The sequence below is a fragment of the Burkholderia sp. SIMBA_062 genome, from assembly GCF_046534765.1.
In the GTDB taxonomy this organism is placed as follows: domain Bacteria; phylum Pseudomonadota; class Gammaproteobacteria; order Burkholderiales; family Burkholderiaceae; genus Burkholderia; species Burkholderia ambifaria.
This window is the reverse complement of the sequence record NZ_JAWRYD010000019.1, coordinates 139,265-160,223: the sequence shown is the minus strand read 5'-3', so window position 1 is coordinate 160,223 and position 20,959 is coordinate 139,265. Positions and strand designations below refer to the sequence as shown.

General features: G+C 66.1%; 18 protein-coding genes. 10 read left to right on the top strand and 8 right to left on the bottom strand.

Going from position 1 to position 20,959, the window contains the following annotated elements:
* Positions 1 to 191: 191 nt before the first annotated feature.
* The 7 genes from SB786_RS21815 (at position 192) to SB786_RS21785 (ending at position 6,814) form a co-directional block, all read left to right on the top strand.
* Positions 192 to 1,019, top strand: a complete 828-nt coding sequence (locus tag SB786_RS21815) for a phospholipase D-like domain-containing protein (RefSeq protein ID WP_410729302.1) — start codon at positions 192 to 194, stop codon at positions 1,017 to 1,019.
* Positions 1,020 to 1,022: 3 nt separating this feature from the next.
* Positions 1,023 to 2,330 (top strand): sel1 repeat family protein, encoded by a 1,308-nt coding sequence (locus SB786_RS21810; protein WP_410729301.1) that lies wholly within the window; start codon positions 1,023 to 1,025, stop codon positions 2,328 to 2,330.
* Positions 2,331 to 2,352: 22 nt separating this feature from the next.
* Entirely contained in the window at positions 2,353 to 2,640 is a 288-nt protein-coding gene (locus SB786_RS21805; protein ID WP_410729300.1) for a PAAR domain-containing protein, read from the top strand.
* A gap of 409 nt (positions 2,641 to 3,049) precedes the next feature.
* Complete coding sequence (locus SB786_RS21800) at positions 3,050 to 3,736, top strand: type 1 glutamine amidotransferase domain-containing protein (protein ID WP_410729299.1); 687 nt, start codon at positions 3,050 to 3,052, stop codon at positions 3,734 to 3,736.
* A 142-nt stretch (positions 3,737 to 3,878) separates the two neighbouring features.
* Positions 3,879 to 4,988 (top strand): NADH:flavin oxidoreductase/NADH oxidase, encoded by a 1,110-nt coding sequence (locus tag SB786_RS21795; RefSeq protein WP_410729298.1) that lies wholly within the window; start codon positions 3,879 to 3,881, stop codon positions 4,986 to 4,988.
* A 157-nt stretch (positions 4,989 to 5,145) separates the two neighbouring features.
* On the top strand, positions 5,146 to 6,216 hold the full coding sequence (locus SB786_RS21790) for an AI-2E family transporter (RefSeq protein ID WP_410729297.1): 1,071 nt from the start codon (positions 5,146 to 5,148) through the stop codon (positions 6,214 to 6,216).
* 223 nt (positions 6,217 to 6,439) lie between these two features.
* A complete protein-coding gene (locus SB786_RS21785; protein WP_410729296.1) occupies positions 6,440 to 6,814 on the top strand; it encodes a hypothetical protein in 375 nt (124 codons plus the stop codon).
* A gap of 54 nt (positions 6,815 to 6,868) precedes the next feature.
* Here SB786_RS21785 and SB786_RS21780 read toward each other — a convergent pair whose 3' ends face one another.
* Positions 6,869 to 7,663, bottom strand: coding sequence for an SDR family NAD(P)-dependent oxidoreductase (locus SB786_RS21780; RefSeq protein ID WP_410729295.1), 795 nt, complete (start codon positions 7,661 to 7,663; stop codon positions 6,869 to 6,871).
* Positions 7,664 to 7,824: 161 nt separating this feature from the next.
* Here SB786_RS21780 and SB786_RS21775 point away from each other — a divergent pair, with 161 nt between their 5' ends.
* Complete coding sequence (locus SB786_RS21775; protein ID WP_410729294.1) at positions 7,825 to 8,673, top strand: AraC family transcriptional regulator; 849 nt, start codon at positions 7,825 to 7,827, stop codon at positions 8,671 to 8,673.
* 95 nt (positions 8,674 to 8,768) lie between these two features.
* On the opposite strand, the gene SB786_RS21770 is transcribed toward SB786_RS21775, so the two are convergent.
* On the bottom strand, positions 8,769 to 9,374 hold the full coding sequence (locus SB786_RS21770; protein WP_410729293.1) for a LysE family translocator: 606 nt from the start codon (positions 9,372 to 9,374) through the stop codon (positions 8,769 to 8,771).
* Between the two features lie 433 nt (positions 9,375 to 9,807).
* Between SB786_RS21770 and SB786_RS21765 the strand changes: the two genes are divergently transcribed.
* Together SB786_RS21765 and SB786_RS21760 are read left to right on the top strand one after the other, a co-directional pair.
* Positions 9,808 to 10,764 (top strand): hypothetical protein, encoded by a 957-nt coding sequence (locus SB786_RS21765; protein ID WP_410729292.1) that lies wholly within the window; start codon positions 9,808 to 9,810, stop codon positions 10,762 to 10,764.
* An 8-nt stretch (positions 10,765 to 10,772) separates the two neighbouring features.
* A complete protein-coding gene (locus tag SB786_RS21760; protein WP_410729291.1) occupies positions 10,773 to 11,216 on the top strand; it encodes a hypothetical protein in 444 nt (147 codons plus the stop codon).
* 534 nt (positions 11,217 to 11,750) lie between these two features.
* Here the strand turns inward: SB786_RS21760 and SB786_RS21755 are convergent.
* The 6 genes from SB786_RS21755 to SB786_RS21730 all read right to left on the bottom strand — a co-directional run bounded on the left by SB786_RS21755 (position 11,751) and on the right by SB786_RS21730 (position 20,934).
* Positions 11,751 to 13,199, bottom strand: coding sequence for a heavy metal sensor histidine kinase (locus SB786_RS21755; protein WP_410729290.1), 1,449 nt, complete (start codon positions 13,197 to 13,199; stop codon positions 11,751 to 11,753).
* Positions 13,196 to 13,891, bottom strand: coding sequence for a heavy metal response regulator transcription factor (locus tag SB786_RS21750; RefSeq protein WP_006755759.1), 696 nt, complete (start codon positions 13,889 to 13,891; stop codon positions 13,196 to 13,198). Before SB786_RS21750 ends, SB786_RS21755 begins: the two co-directional genes overlap by 4 nt.
* Before the next feature lie 22 nt (positions 13,892 to 13,913).
* On the bottom strand, positions 13,914 to 15,416 hold the full coding sequence (locus SB786_RS21745) for an efflux transporter outer membrane subunit (protein WP_410729307.1): 1,503 nt from the start codon (positions 15,414 to 15,416) through the stop codon (positions 13,914 to 13,916).
* Positions 15,417 to 15,421: 5 nt separating this feature from the next.
* The gene (locus SB786_RS21740; protein ID WP_410729289.1) at positions 15,422 to 16,654 is read right to left on the bottom strand and encodes an efflux RND transporter periplasmic adaptor subunit; all 1,233 of its coding nucleotides are present in this window, start codon (positions 16,652 to 16,654) and stop codon (positions 15,422 to 15,424) included.
* Positions 16,655 to 16,693: 39 nt separating this feature from the next.
* The gene (locus SB786_RS21735; RefSeq protein ID WP_410729288.1) at positions 16,694 to 19,927 is read right to left on the bottom strand and encodes an efflux RND transporter permease subunit; all 3,234 of its coding nucleotides are present in this window, start codon (positions 19,925 to 19,927) and stop codon (positions 16,694 to 16,696) included.
* 227 nt (positions 19,928 to 20,154) lie between these two features.
* A complete protein-coding gene (locus tag SB786_RS21730; protein WP_410729287.1) occupies positions 20,155 to 20,934 on the bottom strand; it encodes a Crp/Fnr family transcriptional regulator in 780 nt (259 codons plus the stop codon).
* Positions 20,935 to 20,959: the final 25 nt, after the last annotated feature.

Below are 20,959 nucleotides of genomic sequence, written 5' to 3'. Positions count from 1 at the left end.
GGATCAACGCTCAGCAGACCAAGGACGCCGCGGCATAACTCGGGACCGTTGGAAGGCGAAAAACCGAGGGAACCTCACAGATACTGCGCACGCAGTCGCAGAAGGGCAAGCGCGACATCGAGAAGCTGTATCTTCAGGCCGTCAATAACGCGACGCAGCACGTCTTTATCGAAAATCAGTATTTCCGGTGGGTGCCGCTCGCGGAGAAGATCAAGGCGGTCGCGGTGCAGCAACAGAAGTGGGGGCGAGATTCCGGCAAGCACGGCATGGTGTATTTGTTCGTCATCACGAACTCCACCGACGCGGCGGTGAGTACGGGAACGCTGAACACGTACCGCATGCTTGATGCGTTGGGACAGGCGAAATCGATGCCGGGCGTGGGGGCGATCTTGCAGGAGAGCGACCGCCAATCCGACCTGAGAAAACAATTTGCCGACGTGGTGAGCAAACAGCAGGACGCCGGGCAGGAATATCTGGGCGCGCTTCAGATGCAAGGCATGGCGAACACGCCAGCGACCACGCAGGCGGTTGCGCAGGCGAAGCAAAAGGTCGATCAACTCAAGGCGCAGCGTGCCGGGATCGAATCCCAGATGAAGGGGCCGGCGCATCCGGTAATGAACCGCGACTATCCGGGGCTCAAGGTACATGTCTGTACGCTGGTTGCACCGGATTCGCCACCGGGAAAATGGGAACCCGTTTATGTACATGCCAAGCTGATGACGATTGACGACACGTTCACAACCATCGGTTCGGCGAACATCAACACGCGTAGCATGGAAGCGGACAGCGAACTCAATATTTGCCATGAACACGGCGATGTGACGAAGCGGTTGCGGCAGCAATTGTGGAATTTGCACACTGGTGGGAGGGGAGCGCAGGATGATCCCCAAGAAGCGTTTAAGAATTGGGAGCTTCTCATCAATAACAACGCCGATTTTCAGAAGGCCGGCGACCAGTCCCCCGCTGCATCTCTAGTCGGCTTTATGCGAACCTCGAACAAAATTACTCGTTCCGACTGATTCATGAACCGATATGCCATCATCATTGCGCTCGCCCTGGTGGCCTGCGCTTGTACGAAAAAGGAAGCGCCAGTGACATCGTTGCCCGACATGAGCGCCGTGCGTACGAATCTCGCTTTTACCTGCACGCATCAGGCCGATCATTTGCCGTCGCTTGATCCTCAGGCAGACAACCTGTTTCGCTACGCACGCTTTTTGGAAAAGCAGGACGGCCCGAAGGATTTCAATGAGGTTGCGCGCTATTACCGGATCGCGGCGGCGCACGGGCACTACAAGGCAAACCAGAATCTTCAGTCGTTGATTTCTGATGGTTTGGCAGACTCGCCCGATGCACCGAAGGAGACGGTGGCGCTTGCAGTGCGACTGATCCAACAAGGCATCCCATCGGGCTATTACGACATCGGCCACTATCTCGAAACGGGGTATGGACTAGGGCAAGATGCCGAGTTGGCGCTGCGGTATTTCCGAAAGGCAGCCGATCTTGGGAGCCCGGAAGCGCAGACATATGTTGCCGAGTTGTTGGCGCCGCATGACAAGGCCCCGGATATTGCGCGCCAGATGCGTCGGTGCGCTGCTGACCAAGGGTATGGCGAGGCAGCCAACGCGTTGGGAATTAATTTGAAGAATAGCGCGTTGTATAGCGAAGCGGTCGATGCTTTTCAGAAAGGAGTAGCGGCAGGCAACACCCAAGCCGCTTTGGCGCTCGAAAACGGGTTCAAGGCTCCGCCTCAGTCTGATCGGCTTTCATATCTGTCGCTCCCAGACGATGTGGAGCGAACACGCCGCTACGCCTTGATCGGTAAGTTCATCGACGGTAACGATGGCCGCAATCCCAAGATTCCGGACATCGACAAGATCGTGCCGCTTCCGCCCGCAAAGCTTCCGCCGTGGGATGGCACGTTCCAATGGCAGAAGGAACAGGACGCCGCTGTCCCGCCGCAGAAGCCTTCCGACGAGATGATCAATGAGATGGCGAAGGCCCAAAATCTCGATCCGAAGACTGGTTTGCCGCTCGAAGGGAAAACCGAAAAGACTTCGCAACAGGATCAGCCGCAGGCCGTTGCGGCACGTCTACCGTTGGGGACAGTCGCGCACACCGGCCAGCAATGCCCGGAAGACGGGGTATGGTGCGCGAAACTGGAGGCCGGTCAGGTCGGCGATGCGACACGCAGGTTTCTAAAGGGTGACGCGTTGCCGTCCGTCGTCGTGCATGAACCACGACGGCTGGCCGTTCTCGACAGCATGATGGGTACGCGGCAGCGCATGGCGCCTGTTGCGTGGGAACTCGTCGCTTACCTCGACCAAGCTTGATTTTGAATAGGCCCCGTAAATCATGACTCGATACCTGATCCTCGACGGTGATCACACGACCGTGGCCGGAACGGTCCGAGCAAAGGCGACACCGTTCGTATTGAACAATAAACACATCGCCCACGAAGACGACGACGTGATTTGTCCGGCTTGCAAGTCGATTGGCAAGATTCAATGCGACGGCCCGCGACTTCCAATGACGGGGCCGGATGGAAGGCACGTCGCGCTGAGCGACGATCTGTGTATTTGCAAGTGCCCGACGCCGCCGAGGCTCGTCGCATCGCAGCAAGTCATGTCGGTTGGCGTGTGATTCCGTCATCAGCCGGTCGTTGTCGACGGCGGCCGGCTGATAGTGAAAGGAAGCGTCCAAAAGCCATGTCCTCGACAGGGCCAAACGCGGTGTTACTAGACGACCGGTCTAATCCAGCGCTATCATCCGCTCTCACGAATGCGACGCCATTCCTGCCGCACTCACCCGGCCGCGAAAATGCCATATCGCGCGGCGGTGCTGGTCGTGCAGGAGATGGCTTTTTTTTCAAGCGAAACTAGACGACTGGTCTAATAGCCTTGAGCAACATTTTTCGGTACGTGGCCGGCACGTTGACGCGCGCCAGCTGACTAACCGGCAGGCGCGCCGTCGTCGCCGGCACGCGGCTCGCATCACGCCGGCCGCGACCGTGACATGGCCCCGTTCCCCCATTTCGAAGGAGTGTCCGATCATGAAGATTCTCGTTGTCCTGACCTCGCACGACACGCTCGGCGACACCGGCAAGAAAACGGGCTTCTGGCTCGAGGAACTGGCCGCACCGTACTACGCGTTCAAGGATGCGGGCGTCGAGCTGACGCTCGCGTCGCCGAAGGGCGGCCAGCCGCCGCTCGACCCGAAGAGCAGCGATCCGACCGCGCAAACCGACGCGACGCGCCGCTTCGACGCGGATCCGGCGGCGAAAGCCGAGCTCGCCGCCACCCGCAAGCTGGCCGATGTGTCGGTCGACGATTACGACGCGGTGTTCTATCCGGGCGGGCATGGCCCGCTATGGGATCTCGCCGAGGATTTGCATTCGATCGGCCTGATCGAGCGCGCGCTGTCGGCCGGCAAGCCGGTCGCGGCCGTGTGCCATGCGCCGGGCGTGCTGCGCCACGTGAAGGCTCCGAAAACCGGCGAGTCGGTCGTGCGCGGCAAGCGCGTGACGGGCTTCACCAACAGCGAGGAAGCGGCCGTCGAGTTGACGGAAGTCGTGCCGTTCCTCGTCGAGGACATGCTGACGACCAACGGTGCGCAGTTCGAGCGCAGCGCCGATTGGGCGCCGCATGTCGTCACCGACGGGCTGCTGATCACCGGGCAGAACCCCGCGTCGTCGGAACCCGCTGCCGAGGCGCTCCTCGCGAAGCTCGGCCGCCAGTAAGCCGCCCTGCGCCGGCACGACCGGCGCCACGCCGCTTCCGTCGTCGGGCGCGCCGCGCACCGCGACGGCCCCAATCGCTCCGCCGTGCACACCGCACGGCGGGTCATCCAGCCGTTTCGTAGAACCAAGCAAAGGAGTGTCGATGTCTGCCCTGTTCGAACCGTTCAAACTCAAGGATGTCACGCTGCGCAACCGCATCGCGGTGCCGCCGATGTGCCAGTACGTCGCCGAAGACGGCGTCGTCAACGACTGGCATCACGTGCATCTGGCCAGCATCGCGCGCGGCGGCGCGGGCCTCGTGATCGCCGAGGCGACCGCCGTGTCGCCGGAAGGCCGCATCACGCCGGGCTGCGCCGGGCTGTGGACCGACGCGCAGGCCGAGGCGTTCGCGCCGTCGGTCGCGGCGATCAAGGCGGCCGGTGCGGTGCCGGGCATCCAGATCGCGCATGCGGGCCGCAAGGCGAGCGCGAACCGTCCGTGGGAAGGCGACGACCACATCGCCGAAGGCGATCCGCGCGGCTGGCAGACCATCGCACCGTCGGCCGTGCCGTTCGGCGCGCACCTGCCGAAGGTGCCGCGGGCGATGACGCACGACGACATCGCGCGCGTGCAGGCCGACTTCGTCGCGTCGGCGAAGCGTGCCCGCGACCTCGGCTTCGAATGGCTCGAACTGCACTTCGCGCACGGCTATCTCGCCCAGAGCTTCTTCTCGGTGCATGCGAACCAGCGCGACGACGAGTACGGCGGTTCTGCCGAAAACCGCGGCCGCTTCATCGTCGACACGCTGAAGGCTGTCCGCCAGGTCTGGCCGGAGCACCTGCCGCTGACCGCGCGTCTCGGCGTGATCGAATACGACGGCCGCGACGAAGAGACGCTCGCCGAATCGATCGCGCTCACGCAGCGGATGAAGCAGGAAGGGCTCGACATGCTCAGCGTGTCGGTCGGCTTCTCGACGTCCGACGCGCAGATTCCGTGGGGCCCGGCGTTCCTCGCGCCGATCGCGGAACGCGTGCGCCGCGAGGCCGGCCTGCCGGTGTCGTCCGCATGGGGGATCGACACGCCGCAACTCGCCAATCGCGTCGTCGCCGAGCAGCAGCTCGACCTCGTGATGGTCGGCCGCGCGCATCTTGCCGATCCGCACTGGCCGTACTACGCGGCCAAGCAGCTCGGCGTCGAGCGTCCGTCGTGGACGCTGCCCGCGCCGTACGCGCATTGGCTCGAACGCTATCGCGTCGCCGACAAGGTGGCCTGAGCACGCGTTGTAGCGTGCGGCGCCGCGTTGGCGGCACGCATTTGACGATGCATGACATCGCGGCCGCATGCCGTTGCGGTGCAGATGGATAGAATGGCGGTTCGTACAGGCTTGCGGCCTGCGCGAACCGCCATTTTTTGATTTCGACAGAGATGCCATGCGCGTACATGTGTCGCCGTCCCAGGATTCCGCCGCGCGGCCGCGCGTTCAGCAAATCGCCCGCGCCATGCTGTATGCGGCGTTGCTGCTGCTCGCGCTGTGGGTGATCCGCGACTTCCTTCCCGCCATCGCGTGGGCGTGTGTGATTGCGATCGCGTTGTGGCCGTTGCTGAAACGCTTCGAATCCGACCGCTGGTTTCGCAACCGGCCGACCGTGATCGCGACCGTGATCACCGTGGGCGTTTCGCTGCTGGTGGTCCTGCCGGTCGCGCTTGCGCTCGGGCAGGCGATCTCGCAGGAGCACGACCTGCGCATGTGGGTGCAATCGATCCAGGACAACGGCATTCCGCTACCCGACGTCATCGCCCGGCTGCCGTACGGGGCCGCGCAGATCACCGACTGGTGGCAGGCCAATCTCGGTCATCCGCTGCATGCGGGCACCGCGATGCACGGTGCGAGCGGCGAGAAGGTCCTCGCGTTCGGGCGACAGTTCGGCACCAAGCTCGCGCATGCGCTGTTCGAGTTCGGCTTCATGCTGGTCACGCTGTTTGTGATCCTGAGGGCCGGCCACAAGTTGTCGGGCGCATTGCTGCACGGCGCGCGGCGCGCGTTCGGCCCCGGTGGCGGCGAACTGATCGAGCGGATGGTCGCGGCGGTGTACGGGACGGTGACGGGGCTCGTCGTCGTCGGCCTCGGCGAGGGCGCGATTCTCGGCGTTGCCTATGCGCTGGCGGGCGTGCCGCACGCGGCGCTGCTCGGTCTGGTCACGGCCGTCGCCGCGATGCTGCCGTTCTGTGCGCCGATCGTGTTTTGCGGCGCGGCGCTCTGGCTGTTCGTGCAGGGTGCGACCGTGTGGGCCGTCGTGGTGCTGGTGGTCGGCTTCGTGGTCGTGTTCGTCGCCGAGCATTTCGTGCGGCCGGTGCTGATCGGCAGCTCGACCCGCTTGCCGTTCCTGCTCGTGCTGTTCGGCATCCTCGGCGGCGCCGAGACGTTCGGGCTGATCGGGCTGTTCGTCGGCCCCGCGCTGATGACGGTGCTGACGATGCTGTGGGCCGAATGGGTCGCATGACGATGACGGCCGTTGCGCCGATTCGGACCAGCGGCGCAACGGCATCGACGCGCGTGCGAGGCGGCGCGGTGCCGCAACGGTTCGCAACGATCGGGCGCGCGCCGGACGGCGTCGCGCAAGGCGTCGGACACCGGTCTCTACATTTCTTTTCGATCCGGACCCAAAGGTCGAGTAGCATGGGGCTTTCGATCACGCCGGCATGGCGCAGCCGATTTCTCCAAGCATGCGATTGATTCCGATGTACCGTCCCGCGGCGACGCTGTCGCTGGCTGCCGGTTGCCTGATGCTGCACGGCTGCGCGTGGTTCGACTCGTGGCTGCCGTTCTCTTATTCGCGCACGCCGCTGGCGAGGGCCGCGTCGCGGCACGGCGCGATGCGTGCCGACGTCGTCCGCGCAGGCGGCAACCCGCGCAGCGTGTGGATGGTCCGCAATGGCAGCGGCGTCTGCTACAACTACTTCATCGAGCACGGCAACGATCACCGGCCTTACTTCGTCGTGTTCGACAAGGCCGGTGCCGTCACGCGATACGGCTTCGATACCTGCATGGACGCCGACCGCAAGGGCACGCTCCAGTCGGGCAAGACCGTTTCCCGATAGCGCGGCGGGCGCCTGGCGTGCCTGCTGGGCCCGTGCTCGGGTCTAGCGGGGCCGTCAAGCAATCGTATCGACCACACCACCATCGACGCGCAACGCCGCGCCCGTCGTCGCCGACGCCTGCGGCGAGCATACGTACACGACGAGATTCGCCACTTCCTCCGTCGTCGCCGGCCGCTGAATGATCGAACTCGCGCGCTGGCTACGCACGAAATCCACCGCGACTTCGTCGATGCTGCGGCCCGTTTCGTCGGCCGTCGCTTTCAGCATTTCGCGCACGCCTTCCGACATCGTCGGCCCCGGCAACACCGAATTGACGGTCACGCTGGTACCGGCCGCGACCTTCGCGAGGCCGCGCGCGATCGCCAATTGCGCGGTCTTCGTGAACCCGTAGTGAATCATGTCGACCGGGATGTTCAGCCCCGATTCCGACGAAATGAACACGATGCGGCCAGCGTTGCGCTCGAGCATGCCCTTCAGGTAGTGCCGCGCGAGACGCACGCCGGACATCACGTTCATCTGGAAGTAGTGGGTCCATTCGTCGTCGTCGATGTCGAAGAACGCCTTCAGTCCGTAGATGCCCGCGTTGTTGACGAGGATGTCGGCCTCCGGCGTGTGCTGCGTGATGCGCGCGACGCCGGTGGCGTCGGACAGGTCGGCGGCGACGCCGTCGAGGTCCGCGTCGGGCACCGCGGTGCGCAACAGCGCGAGCGCCGACTCGACCGACTCATCACTGCGTCCGTTGACGACGACACGTGCGCCCGCGTGCGCGAGCCCTTCGGCGATCGCCAGCCCGATGCCGGCGGTGGAAGCGGTGACGACCGCGGTCTTGCCTGTCAGATCGATGTGCATGAGCGTACCGGTTGAAAGAGGGAACGGAACCCGCCGCGTCCGCCGCGGCGGTCGGAATTCAAAGCTTAGGCGATCCGGTCGCGATGCGTCGGCTCGCGGTTGCATCGCGCCGCGCAGTCTTGTACGGTGTGCGTTCGCCGTCCGATCCAGGAGCCCGTCGCGTGAGCCGTTCCGCCAACACCCTCGCCGTGCCGTCGCCGTTCTGGCGCGACGCCGCGCTGCCGTTCATCGAGGTGCGCACCGTCGACGACGGGCGCACGATCTGCTACGCGAAGCACACGCACGACACGTTTTCGCTCGGCGCGATCGTCGGCGGCACGAGCACCTACCTGAACGGGGCGACGAAGGAACACGTCGGGCGCGGCGTGCTCGTGATCATCGATCCGGAGCAGGTGCATGCGTGCAATCCGTACGGCCCCGACGCATGGGCGTACCGGATGGTCTACGTGGACGTGCCGTGGCTCGCGCGTTTGCAGCATTCGCTCGGGCGCGATCCGAACAGCGATTTTCACGGGTTTTCGTCGAAGTTGACGGAACGGCGCGACCTGTTCGCGCAGTTCGGCCGCTTTTACCGCACGCTGGTGGCGCCCGGCGTCGATCCGCTCGGCAAGGAAAGCGCGGCGGTCGAATTCTTCACCGGGCTGCACGGCGCGCTCGATCGCGATTTGCCCGACGACGCGCGGCGCGGAGCCGACAATGCGAAGCTCGCGCGGGCGGCCGACTACATCGCCGCGCATTGCCGTCAGGCCGTCACGCTCGATGCGATCTGCGCGGCCGCCGACCTGTCGCCGTCGTACCTGATCCGCGCGTTCAACGCGCGTTACGGCATGACGCCGCATGCGTTTCTGATCGACCGCCGCGTGCAGTACGGCCGCGCGGAGTTGCGCCGCGGCCGGCCGATCGCCGACGTCGCGCTCGATGCGGGCTTCGCGGATCAGGCGCACTTCCAGCGCGCGTTCCGGCGCATCGCGGCCGCCACGCCCGGCCAATATCGAAGCGCCGCGAGCTGAGCGCGGGAAGGGAAGGGCGGCTCGGTGCCGGCGACGGCCTGCAACGTCGGTCATCCGCACCCCATCCGCCGCAAAAATACGTCGAAGCCCCCGCGCTAGATATCGAGCAGATAAAGCGCGCTGCCCGCGAGCAGCAGTGCCATCGCGCGGTTGAACAGCCGCATCCGCCGCGCATTCGCGAGCCGATGCCGCAGCGAGGCGCCCGCATACGCCCAGCACGCGATCGACGCAAAGCAGATCACCAGATACAGCGCCGCGAATTGCCAGACCTGCGCGCGGTCGCCGTCGGCCGCATACGCGCCCATCGCGGCCACGCACGCGAGCCACGCCTTCGGATTGAGCCACTGCATCGCCGCGCCGGCCACCGCCGACGGGCCGGCTAAGTTCGGTGCGTCCGGGTTGGCCGGGTTGGCCGATAACCGGCCGTCGTCGAGCGCGAGCCTTAGCGCGAGGTAAAGCAGGAACGCGATCCCCGCCCACTGGGTGGCGGTGGTCAGCATTGGCCAGCGCGCGAGCGCCGCGTGCAGCCCGAGGCCGATCAGCAGGAACAGCGCGACGAAGCCGAGCGTCGCACCGGCCGCATAGCGCAGGCTGGCGCCGAGACCGTGGCGCGCGCCCGCGCTGAGCGCGACGATATTGACGGGACCGGGTGTGATCGACGACGCCAGCGCGAACGCGGCCATCGAAACCAGCATGCTCATCATTTGCCTCCATGCGAATGTCAAAGTCGCATCGAGACTAACGAAGGCGCGCGGGTCGGTATTGAAGAAAACTGCCCTCCGAAGGCCCGAGTTCGCATGGCTGGCACTGCGAGAGTGTCTCGGATGGACCCTCGCAAAATCGAATCATGCCGCGCCCGTTGCCAGGATTCCGGCCGTGTCTTGATGCATGACGATGCGAATGGATGCGGGTTGTATTACCTGCTTTTGATCGCGTTGCATCGAGGTGCGGAGATTTTTTCCTGACTAGCTTCGTCGAGCGGCTCGAGGACGAGGAACCTCGCAGGATGACGGGCTTTTCCAGGAACTGCACCATCGTCACAAAAGGTCAAATTTCTCGATGACCGCGCAGCGACGTCGCCTGGGCCGTTAGGATGTGAATCTCTATTGGCACTCGATAGAGGCAGCTTGGCCTATGAGCTACAACAGTCTGCATGTCCCGCTGGACATTGGCACATGGCAGTGCACGCTAGTGCTCGCCAAGGAGTTCTATCACGACTGGACCTACCCGTCGCGATGGGATCCGTCCGTGGATCGCGACACGCGCAAGGAGATGCAGCGCCAGATCGAAGATGACCGACGCACCTTCGATCGATATTTCCGGCCCAACCATGACTTCCGCAAGCTCATCGCCCGCGACATCGACGCGATCACCTCATTTCTGTATGACCACCTGAACGTGGTGGCATGGGATCTGCCGAAGGACAACGCCGGTATCGAGCGCGTGCTCAAGCAGGCCGTCGTGGACGGCCGGTTGGTACCGATTGTCAACCGCGACTGGGGCGGGTACCAGCGTACGTTCCGACCGGCGCCCGCGCCGGAGCGCTGGCCAGCGTCGGTCAGCGCTCTGGCGGCGCGGATCGAGCCCTATGGCGGCGGCTTGTCGGCCTCGATGGGTGGCAGTCAGTCGCTTGGCCCGGCCGATAAGGTCGCCAGCAGCGCGGACGACGGCGATAGCGGCAGCGGGTTCGACTGGCTCGGCGTGGCCGAGGCAGTTGCATGGGCCGCGCTCGGTAGTCGTGGTGATGACCTGAACGAGGGGGGCGACGGACTCCTGACGCGGAGGCTTGCCGACGACGAATCGGCAACCCCGCTGGGCGACGCGCAGCCGTTCGAGTATTCGGAAGACTTGCCGAGCGGTGACGCATTTGAAATCGCCAAAACACCGAACGCCGGCGAACCTGGTACGTGGTACACGAACCCCGGAAGCGGCCAGATGCGGCTCTACGGAGCAGACGGCAATCCGGCTGTAGATCTTGATTTCGACCATGACCATGGTCAGGGCATCCCGCACGCGCACAATTGGAGTATCGACCCACTGTCGGGGAACCGCGTGCGTGGCCCCGGGTTGCCGATGTCTGTCTGGCCTTGAGGACCATTATGGATACAAATCTTTTTACCGACATTCGAAATATCCGTGAACTTCCGAGCTTCCATGATGCCGAGTTGATCGGGCTCGAACACGATACGGAAAATCGCACGCTTGAACTTCGTTTTCGTCGCATCGGTGGCCAAGTTGAAGTGCTCTATTTTTCGGGCGTCATCTCTCAGCGGCTGATTGATTTCGCTGCGCAGAACGTAGCGTCGCGGCTGCTGATTTCACCGCGATACGCGTTTTCACCCGCGGAGATTCGAACGTGGGTTCAGTGGATCAATAGCCGGGACGGCGCGACGGGGGCCGCAATCAGTGACCAGAAGCGCGACGAGTACGCCCGGGATTTAGCGGCAGGCCATCTTGTGTTGTTTGTGCTGGAGCCTTCATGCGGCGCGGAAATGGCGGTGCTATGTGCATCACTTTCGCTGAAGACGTCGCAGACGGGGTGATTTGCGCTCGAAGCCGTGACCAATTGCGAATGTCCGTGGTAGCGAGACGAAACAAGGCACGGCTCGTCGGGAATCTCGGCGTCTTTGTGCAACGGCACAAACGCAAGGCGCACGCCGGAGCCGATCCGAACGATAGACGGGACGTCATCAAGAAATGAAGGCCTTCTGGAATGGCTGGACGCCGCGATGATCACTACACTCTGAGCCGCAATCGGACCGACACGGTACTTGTATCAATTACCGTGGTCAGGATGCAAGTGGACGTGGACGTGTTTCGTGATGGACACATTGAGATGTGCGTTTTCAAGGGTTCTGAAAGCGCAACTGATGATAGCGGCCGGGTGAACGAAATTATCCGGGCAAACGCCTACTGATCTGGGATGCTGAACTGTTTCACCGTGCTCGGCGCGAACTACGGTGAAGTTACCGTTTGGATGATCTTGGATAGCCTTGGTTTTGCAGAGTGGAGTCGCGCAAGGCATTGATTTATAAAGGACTGTGGTGCGCTGATAAGACTCGGCGCCGCAGCCGCCGTCAATGCAATGCGCGGGGTGCGGGCGCCGGCCGCAGCGCGTGCGGGTCGCCGGCATCAGGCGCGCGCAGCGGGCCGCCGCTGTATGGTTGCGTCGACACCGAGAAGCCGAACGTATTGATGCCGTCCGAACACGCGACGAACACGCTGCCGCCATGCATCTCCGCGACCGCCTTGACGATCGACAGCCCCAGCCCGTGGTTCTCCTTGCTGTTCGCGCGCGCTTCCTCGAGCCGGTAGAAGCGCTCGAACACGTGCGCGCGCTGCGCGGGATCGATCGGCTCGCCGGGGTTCGCGACGGACACGTCGACGAGCGTGTCGCGGCGCGTGATCGTCACGTTCAGCGTCGCGCCGGGCGCCGAATGCTGGATCGCGTTGATCAGCAGGTTCGTCATCGCGCGGCGGAACAGCGAAGGGTCGACGGCTGCGCGCGCATCGCCGTGCAGTTCGGCGCGCAATTGCGCTTCATCGAGCGGAATTTCGAGGAAGTCGAGCATGCGCCGCACTTCGTCGGCGAGCGACACGTGCTTCAGGTCGGTCGCGCGTTCGCCGCGATCGCTGCGCGACAGGAACAGCATGTCGTTGATGATCACGCGCAACCGTTCGAACTCCTCGAGATTCGACTGCAGCGTCTGGCGCATCCGGTCGACCGAACGGTCGCGGCTCGTCAGCGCGACCTGGGTCTGGCCGATCAGGATGCTGATCGGCGTGCGCAGCTCGTGCGCGACGTCCGCATTGAACGCCTCGAGCCGCGCATAGGTCTGCTGGATGCGCTCGAGCGCGCCGTTGAACGACGCGGCGAGATCGCGCAGCTCGGTCGGCAGCGCGTCGGTGTGCAGCCGCTGGCGGCGATTGGTGGCACTGATGGCCGCGGCGTCCTGCGACAGCCGTTCGAGCGGTGCGAGCCCGAAGCGCGCGACCGCGCGGCTCAGCAGCAGCGTGATCACGGTGGCCGTCGCGATCAGCGCGGCGAGCGTCCACGCGAACCGGCGCAGCATGCGCTGCGTGCGCTCGCACGACGTCGCGACGATCAGCTTCAGGTCGGGCCGCTCGCCGCTGCCCGCGAGCGCGACGGTCTTCGTCATCACGTCGTAGCTGCTGTCGTTGAGCGCGTATTGCTGGAACGCACCGAACGGTTCGCCGACGGGCACGCCGTCAACTGGATGGCCGAAGCGGAAGTCGGCGTCGGGGCTCTCGATCTGGTAGCGCGTCGAGCCGTCGGGCGGTTCGAGATCGGCGAGCTTTTCCTGCATCAGGCGGCCGCGCGCGGCCGTGGTCGCGTGCGACACGATCATCTGCGCGACCTTCGCGCGCGTGTCGATCGTCGCGCGCAGTTCGGCGAACAACTGGCGCTCCATCATCACGAACAGCCCGCAGCCGACCAGCGTGAACACGAGCAGCGACACGATGCCGAACATCGCCGACAGCCGCAAGGTGATCGAGCGTTTCATGCGTGCCGCTCCGCGTCGCCTTCCTCGCGCGCCTCGAGCACGTAGCCCATGCCGCGGATCGTGTGCAGCAGTTTCTCCGCGAACGGGCCGTCGAGCTTCGCGCGCAGGCGCTTGATCGCCGTCTCGACGACGTTCGCGTTGCTGTCGAAGTTCACGTCCCACACGAGCTCGGCGATCGTCGTTTTCGACAGCACTTCGCCGCTGCGCCGCGCGAGCACGCCGAGCAATTGGAATTCCTGCGCGGTGAGGTCGAGGCGCGTGCCGTCGCGGGTCGCGCGGCGGCCGATCAGGTCGACGCGCAGGTCGCCGATCGAGATCAGCGTCGATTCCTGCACGCGCGCGCGGCGCGTGAGCGCGCGCAGCCGCTCGATCAGCTCGAGGAACGAGAAGGGCTTGGTCAGGTAGTCGTCGGCGCCGCCGCGCAGCCCGCGCACGCGGTCGTCGACGCGATCGCGCGCGGTCAGCATGATCACGGGCGTCTGCTTCTGCGCGCGCAACGCGCGCAGCACGCCGAAGCCGTCGAGTTTCGGCAGCATCACGTCGAGCACGACCACGTCGTAGTCGAATTCGATGGCCTTCCACGCGCCGTCCTCGCCGTCGAGCGCGGTATCGACGACCCAGCCTTCCTCGGTCAGGCCGCTCTTCAGGTATTCGACGACTTTCGGTTCGTCTTCGACGATCAGGACTTTCATGGATTCGTTCGCCTATCGGGGATTAGGGGCCGACGCTCGCGGCGGGCTGCGGGCTGGCTGTCGCGACATCGGTGGGCGTCGCGCCGCCGTCCCAGCCGCCGCCGAGCGCCTTCGCGAGAAACACGACGAGCGCCGCGCGCTGGCCCTGGATCTGCACGGCCTGGCGCTCGCTCGTCAGCAATTGCTGCTGGGCCGTCAGCACGTCGATGAACGGCGTCAGGCCGCCCGTATAGCGGTCCTGCGCGAGCGACACGAGCTTGCGCGCGTCGTCGACGGCCGCCGACGCCTGCTGCGCGGCCTGCGCCAGCACCGACAGGCCCGTCACCGCATTCTGCACCTCCTGGAACGCGGTGAGCACGGTCTGCCGGTAACTGGCCTGCGCGGCCACGTAGCCGGCCTGCGCGAAATCGACGCCGGCCTTCAGCTTGCCGCCCTGGAACAGCGGCTGGCTGACCGACGCGCCGAGCGACCACAGCAGCGCCGGCACGGTAAACAGGCCGGAGAAGCGCGTCGCGTCCCAGCCGATGTCCGGCGACAGCGCGATGCGCGGGAAGTACGCGGCGCGCGCGACGCCGATCTGCGCGTTCGCGGCGGCCATCGCGCGCTCGGCCGACGCGACGTCGGGCCGCCGCTGCAGCAGATCGCTCGGCAAGCCGGTCGGCAGCGCGGGCGCGTTGATCGGCACCACGCGCGGCGGCAGCGAAAACGCCGGGGCCGGCGTGCCGACCAGCGTCGCGATCGCCGTCTCGACCTGCGCGCGCTGCTGGATCAGCAACTGCGCCTGCGTGCGCGTCGCATCGAGCTGCGAGCGTTGCTGCAGCAAGTCGAGGCCGGACACCGCGCCGAGCTCGTGGCGCGCGCTCACGTAGTCGAGCGCCTTCTGCTGCAGGTCGATCGAGCGCTTGACGACGTCGATCTCGGTGTCGAGCTCGCGCAGCGCGAAGTAGCTCGACGCGAGATCGGCGCTCAGCACGAGGCGCGCGTTCGCGAAATCGTCGCGCGCCTGCTCGGAGCCGGCCTGCGCGGATTCGACGTTGCGCCGCACGCGGCCGAACAGGTCGAGTTCGTAGCTGACGCTCGCGCCGACCTGGATCTCGTTCTGCACGGTCGACATGCTTTTCGTCGCGTAATTGGTCTGCGGCCGGTCGGCGGAGATCTTGAAGCGCTGGCCGCTCGCGTTCAGCCCGACGGCCGGATACTGCGCGGACGCGACCGACGCCAGCGTGGCCTTCGCCTGGTCGTAGCGCGCGGCGACGGCCTTCAGGCTCTGGTTGTTGCGCAGCGCGTCGGCTTCCAGCGCGTCGAGCTGCGCGTCGCCGAACGCGGTCCACCACGCCGGATCGAGCGGCGCACGGGCCGGCGCGGCCGGGTGCCAATACGCGTCGGCCGGATCGAGCCGCCACGCGGCCGGCGTGTCGACGGCGGGGCGCCGGTAGTCGGGGCCGACCGTGCAACCGGCGAGCGCCGCGAGCGCGACAGCGGTCACGGCGGTCACGGCGGCCGTCGGACGCAGGCGGGCGCGCATCGCGCTCACGACTTCGCTCCCGCGGCCGCGGAGGCCGGCTTCGCGGCGGGCGGCGCCTGCACGACGACCGGGTCGCCGTTCGCGAGCGCGTCGCTCGGGTTCGCGACGAGGCGGTCGTTCGGCGTGAGCGGGCCGTCGACTTCGAGCGTCTGCCCGATCGTGCGCACGACCGTCACCGCCTTCAGGCGCACCTGGCCGTTCGCGTCGACGGTCGCGACCGTCGGCCCCTCGGCACGGAACAGCAGCGTATTGGCCGGAATCTGCAGGCGGCCGACCGGCGTCATCGGCAGCGTCGCCTGCACGTACGCGCCGGGCAGCAGCCGTCCGTCCGGGTTCGGCAGCGTGATCTCGATCTGCAGCGAACGCGTCGCGACATCGATCGCCTGGGACGTGCGCGTGATCGTGCCGTCGAAGGTCTTGCCCGGCAGTTCGGCCTGCGCGACGCCCACGTGCTGGCCGACCTTCACCTGCTGCGCGTAGGCCTGCGGCACCTGTACGTACAGGCGCAGCCGGTCGGCCTGCACGACCGTGAACAGCGCGCGGCCTGCGTTGCCGGAATTGACGAGATCGCCGACGTCGACGTTGCGCTGCGTGACGACACCGTCGATCGGCGCGACGATGCGCTGGAAGCCCTTCAGTTCGGTGAGCCGGCGCATGTTCGCGTCGGCCGCCGCGAGGTTCGCGGTGCCCTGGTTGAACGCGCCCTGGCGGTCGTCGAGTTCCTGCTGCGACACCGCATCGCGCTGGCGCAGCTGCTGCGCGCGGTCGAACGACGTCTTCGCGAGCGCGAGCGCGGCCTGCGCCTGCTGGCGCTGCGCTGTGGCCTGCGCGAGCTCCTGGTTCAGCTCGGGCGTGTCGAGCTCGGCAAGCACCTGGCCCTGCTTCACGTGCGCGCCGATGTCGGCCTGCCAGCGCAGCACGTAGCCGCTCGCACGCGCATAGATCGGCGCCTCGACGAAGCCGCGCAGCGTGCCGGGCAGCGTCAGCTTGCCGCCGGTGGCCGCATCGACCGGATGCACGATGCTCACGTACTGGCGCGTGTTCTGCTCGGCCACCGCGTCGAGCCGGCCGCGGTTCAACACGTTGACGATGATCGTGCGCGCGGCGCCGGCGGCCAGCAGCACGCCGATCACGATCAGCACGACCCGCGCGCGCCGCGACACCGACGTGCGCGTCGGCAGGTGCATGCCGTGTTCGTCCACCTGGATGCCGACGGAGCTGTGATGTTTCTCTTCCATGAATTCAACCAATCCAACCGGGTATAGGGTGGGCGAAAGTCAGTGTCCGGCCTGGCGCGCGCGCCGGCGGGCGAGCCGCGCATGCACGCCGCCGAACACGAGCGGCACGAACAGCAGCGTCGAAACGGTGGCGAACAGCAGCCCGCCGATCACCGCGCGGCCGAGCGGCGCGTTCTGCTCGGCACCTTCGCCGAGTCCGAGCGCCATCGGCACCATCCCGATGATCATCGCGAGCGCCGTCATCAGCACCGGGCGGATCCGCGTCGCGCCGGCCTCCAGCGCGGCCGTGAGCGGCGGCGCACCGGCCGCGAGACGCTGGCGCGCGAACGACACGACCAGGATGCTGTTCGCGGTCGCGACGCCCACCGTCATGATCGCGCCGGTCAGCGCCGGCACGCTCAGGTGCGTGCCGGTGATGAACAGCATCCACGCGATGCCGGCAAGCGCGGCCGGCATCGCGCTGATGATGATCAGCGGGTCGAGCCACGACTGGAAATTCACGACGATCAGCAGGTAGACGAGCACGATCGCCATCGCGACGCCGGCGCCGAGGCCCAGATACGACGTGCGCATCGTCTCGACCTGGCCGCGCACCGACAGCTCGGTGCCGCGCGGCAGCGTCGCGCGCGCGTCGGACACGATCCGGTCGATCTCGCCCGCGACCGAGCCGAGATCGCGGCCCTCGACGCTCACGTACAGGTCGATCGCCGGGCGGATGTTGTAGTGCGTGACCACGGCCGGACTCGCGACGGGATGGATCCGTACGAGGTTGCCGAGCAGTTGCGGCGGCATGCCGGTGCGGCCGCTCGCGGAAATCGGCGTGCCGAGCAGGTCGTCGATCGACGAGATGTTGTATTGCGGGGTCTGGATCTGCAGCGGGTACTGGACGCCCGTGCGCGGATTGATCCAGAACGACGGCGTCGTCTGGGAACTGCCGGACAGCGAGATCAGCATGTTCTGCGCGACGTTCTGCGCGGAGAGGCTGAGCTGCTGCATGCGCGTACGGTCCATGTCGGCCACCAGGGTCGGTTCGTCGTTGCGCTGCAGCACGTGCACGTCGACGGCGCCGGGGATTTGCCTGATCTTCTTCATCAGGCTGCTCGCGATAGTCATGTTACTCGCGAGATCGTTGCCGAGCACCTGCACGTCGATCGCGGCAGGCTGCCCGAAGTTCAGGATCTGCGTGATGATGTCCGACGGCTGGAAGAAGAATTCGACGCCGGGGAAGCGCCGCGGCAGCAGCGTGCGCAGCGTCTGCACGTAGTGCGCGGTCGCGCGATGGCCGGGCTTCAGCGCGATCAGCAGTTCGCCGTCGAGCGAGCCGATCGTGCCGCTGTTGCTGTACGACAGGTTGATGCCGCTCACCGGCAGCCCGAGATTGTCGACAATGGCGCCCAGTTCGTCGGGCGGCACGGCTTCGCGGATCACGCGCTCGACCTGATCGGTGAGGCGAGCGGTTTCCTCGATCCGGTAGCCGGTCGGCGCGCGCAGGTGCAGCCGGATGTTGCCGGAATCGGCGTTCGGGAAGAAGTCGCGGCCGAGCACGAACACGAGGCCGGTCGACAGCACGCAGAAACCGAGGAAGCACATCGCGTAGAAGCGGCGACGCACCAGCAGCATGCTGAGCAGTACGATGTACCACGCGCGCAGTCGCTCGAATGCACCGTTGAACGCGTGATGGATGCGCGCGAAGCGCGACGTCGAACGGGCGGGGCCGGTGCCGGCCTGCTGCGGGCGGAACAGCAGCATCGCGAGCGTCGGCACGAGCGTGCGCGACAGCACGTAGGACGCGAGCATCGCGAACACCACCGCCTCGGCGAGCGGCACGAACAGGAAGCGCGCGACGCCCGTCAGAAAGAACATCGGCACGAACACGATGCAGATGCACAGCGTCGACACGAATGCGGGCACCGCGATCTCGCCGGCGCCTTCGAGAATCGCGTCGTGCAAGCGGGTACTGAACGACGACTCCCGCGCTTCCTGCGGTCGCTGCCCATTGACGGAGCCGCTCGGCAGGCGCGTACCGAGATGCAAGTGCCGCTCGATGTTCTCGATCGTGACGGTCGCATCGTCGACCAGGATCCCCACCGCGAGCGCGAGCCCGCCGAGCGTCATGATGTTGATGGTCTCGCCGAGCGCCGACAGCGCGATCAGCGACGTGAAGATCGACAGCGGGATCGAGATCGCGATGATCAGCGTGCTGCGCCAGTTGCCGAGGAACAGCAGGATCATCATCGCGGTCAGCACGGCGGCGATCAGCGCCTCGTGAATCACGCCCTGCACCGCGGCGTTGACGAACACCGACTGGTCGAACAGCGGCGTGATCGTGAGCCCTTCGGGCAGCGTCGGGATCACCTTCGGCAGCAGTGCCTTCAGATCCGACACGACCTTCAGCGTCGACGCATCGCCGGTCTTCAGGATCGACATCAGCACGCCGCGCTGGCCGTTCTGGCGCACGACGTTGGTCTGCGGCGCGAAACCGTCGCGCACCGACGCGACTTCGCGCAGGTAGGTCGTCGCGCCGTTGACGGTCTGGATCGGCAGGTCGTTGATGTCGGCGATCGTGTCGGCCGACGCGTTGGTGTCGATCCGGTATTCGCTCTGGCCCATCTTCGCGGTACCGGTTGGCAGCACGAGGTTCTGCGTGTTGACCGCGTTGACGATGTCGGCCGGCGTGAGGCCCTTCGCGAGCAGCGCCTGCGGATCGAGGTCGATCGCGACCACGCGCGTGCGGCCGCCATACGGGAACGGAATCTGTGCGCCGCGCACCGTGATCAGTTGCGGGCGCAGGAAGTTGAGCGCGATGTCGGCGAGCGACTGTTCGCTGAGCGTCTTGCTCGACAGCCCGAGCTGGATCACCGGGATGCTCGACGCGGAATACGTGATCACGAGCGGCGGCGTCGCGCCCTGCGGCATCTGGCGGACGATCGCCTGCGCGGACGAAACCGTCTGCGCGATGGCCGTCTGCACGTTCGCGCCGGGTTGCAGGAACACCTTCACGACCGCGATGCCCGGCAGCGACGTCGACTCGATGTGCTCGATGTTGTTGACGGTGGTCGTCAGGATCCGCTCATGCACGGCCGTGATGCGATTGGTCATCTCCGACGCGGAGAAGCCGTTGTAATTCCAGATCACGCTAATGACGGGAATGTTGACCGCCGGCAGCACGTCGACAGGCGTGCGCATCAGCGCCAGCGGGGTGGCCAGCACGATCATGACGGCCATCACGATGAACGTGTAGGGGCGCCTGAGCGCGAGATTGACGATCCACATGGAGGCGGCGGGACAGGCGGTGATCAGGCGTCGGTGGAGGGAACCCGAATGATAGGCGTCGGGGCTGAACGGGTTACTGACGCGAAACTGGCGAAGGTGTCAGGTTGCGGCGCGGCGATGACAAGCCGATTCATCGGAGGAAATGCGCGCGGACGCAGGTGGCCGGAAACGGCGGCCGAACCGAATGCGCATGCCGCGGCGGCGACGAGTCGGTTCATCGGGTTCGCTTAGATCTGCTCCATCCCGACCCGCGCGAGCGCGGCCAGATCGACGACCTCGATCTGGTTGTACGCGAGCCGCAGCACGCCGCGCTTCTCGAGTTGCTGCAGCGCCTGGTTGATCCGCTGCCGCGACACGCCGACGAGCATCCCCAGTTCCTCCTGCGAGATCGCGAGCGACGGGCCGGTGTCCGGGTACAGGTCGCGGTTGAACAGCTGCGCGAGCGCCTGGGCGACGCGCGCGTCGACGTCGAGCAGGCGGCTGTTCTGGATCGACGCGATGAATTCGCCCATCCGGTTGTTGAGCTGATGGATCACGAAGCGCGTGAACGGCAGGCTCGAGTCGAGCAGCGCATGGAACGTGTCGACCGGCACGAACAGCACGGTCGAGCGCTGGACCGCGACGACTTCGTACTTGCGCAGCTCGCGCTTGATCACGCTGCCTTCGCCGAACCAGCCGCCCGACGGCACGCCGGAAAACGTGCAGCCACGGCCCGACGCATTGAAGATCGCGAGCTTCAGCAACCCGCGATGCACGCCGATCCAGTACTCGGACGGCGCGAGCCGCTGCGCGATCACGTCGCCGGCCTCGCGCTGCTCGGCGCGCGACTGCGTGAGCACGAGCGCCTGGTGTTCCGGCGCCAGTGCGCGGAACCAGGCGCACTGGCCGAACAGCGCGGACAGCGCGGGCAACGGGCCCGGTTCGAGCGGCGTGTCGGCCGGCGGGTTGGCCGGCAGATTGGCCGAGGTAGCGGTCGCGTCGGGCGGCGCAACGAGAGGGTCGTGCATGGATACGGGTTTGCGAGGTTAGGGA

Coding starts and splice junctions, on each gene's coding strand:
- SB786_RS21810 (WP_410729301.1), top strand. CDS start 1,023: ATGAACCGATATGCCATCATCATTGCGCTCGCCCTGGTGGCCTGCGCT.
- SB786_RS21750 (WP_006755759.1), bottom strand. CDS start 13,891: ATGAAAGTCCTGATCGTCGAAGACGAACCGAAAGTCGTCGAATACCTG.
- SB786_RS21745 (WP_410729307.1), bottom strand. CDS start 15,416: ATGCGCGCCCGCCTGCGTCCGACGGCCGCCGTGACCGCCGTGACCGCT.
- SB786_RS21730 (WP_410729287.1), bottom strand. CDS start 20,934: ATGCACGACCCTCTCGTTGCGCCGCCCGACGCGACCGCTACCTCGGCC.
- SB786_RS21800 (WP_410729299.1), top strand. CDS start 3,050: ATGAAGATTCTCGTTGTCCTGACCTCGCACGACACGCTCGGCGACACC.
- SB786_RS21740 (WP_410729289.1), bottom strand. CDS start 16,654: ATGGAAGAGAAACATCACAGCTCCGTCGGCATCCAGGTGGACGAACAC.
- SB786_RS21760 (WP_410729291.1), top strand. CDS start 10,773: ATGGATACAAATCTTTTTACCGACATTCGAAATATCCGTGAACTTCCG.
- SB786_RS21770 (WP_410729293.1), bottom strand. CDS start 9,374: ATGAGCATGCTGGTTTCGATGGCCGCGTTCGCGCTGGCGTCGTCGATC.
- SB786_RS21780 (WP_410729295.1), bottom strand. CDS start 7,663: ATGCACATCGATCTGACAGGCAAGACCGCGGTCGTCACCGCTTCCACC.
- SB786_RS21790 (WP_410729297.1), top strand. CDS start 5,146: ATGCGCGTACATGTGTCGCCGTCCCAGGATTCCGCCGCGCGGCCGCGC.
- SB786_RS21735 (WP_410729288.1), bottom strand. CDS start 19,927: ATGTGGATCGTCAATCTCGCGCTCAGGCGCCCCTACACGTTCATCGTG.
- SB786_RS21805 (WP_410729300.1), top strand. CDS start 2,353: ATGACTCGATACCTGATCCTCGACGGTGATCACACGACCGTGGCCGGA.
- SB786_RS21755 (WP_410729290.1), bottom strand. CDS start 13,199: ATGAAACGCTCGATCACCTTGCGGCTGTCGGCGATGTTCGGCATCGTG.
- SB786_RS21795 (WP_410729298.1), top strand. CDS start 3,879: ATGTCTGCCCTGTTCGAACCGTTCAAACTCAAGGATGTCACGCTGCGC.
- SB786_RS21765 (WP_410729292.1), top strand. CDS start 9,808: ATGAGCTACAACAGTCTGCATGTCCCGCTGGACATTGGCACATGGCAG.
- SB786_RS21785 (WP_410729296.1), top strand. CDS start 6,440: ATGCGATTGATTCCGATGTACCGTCCCGCGGCGACGCTGTCGCTGGCT.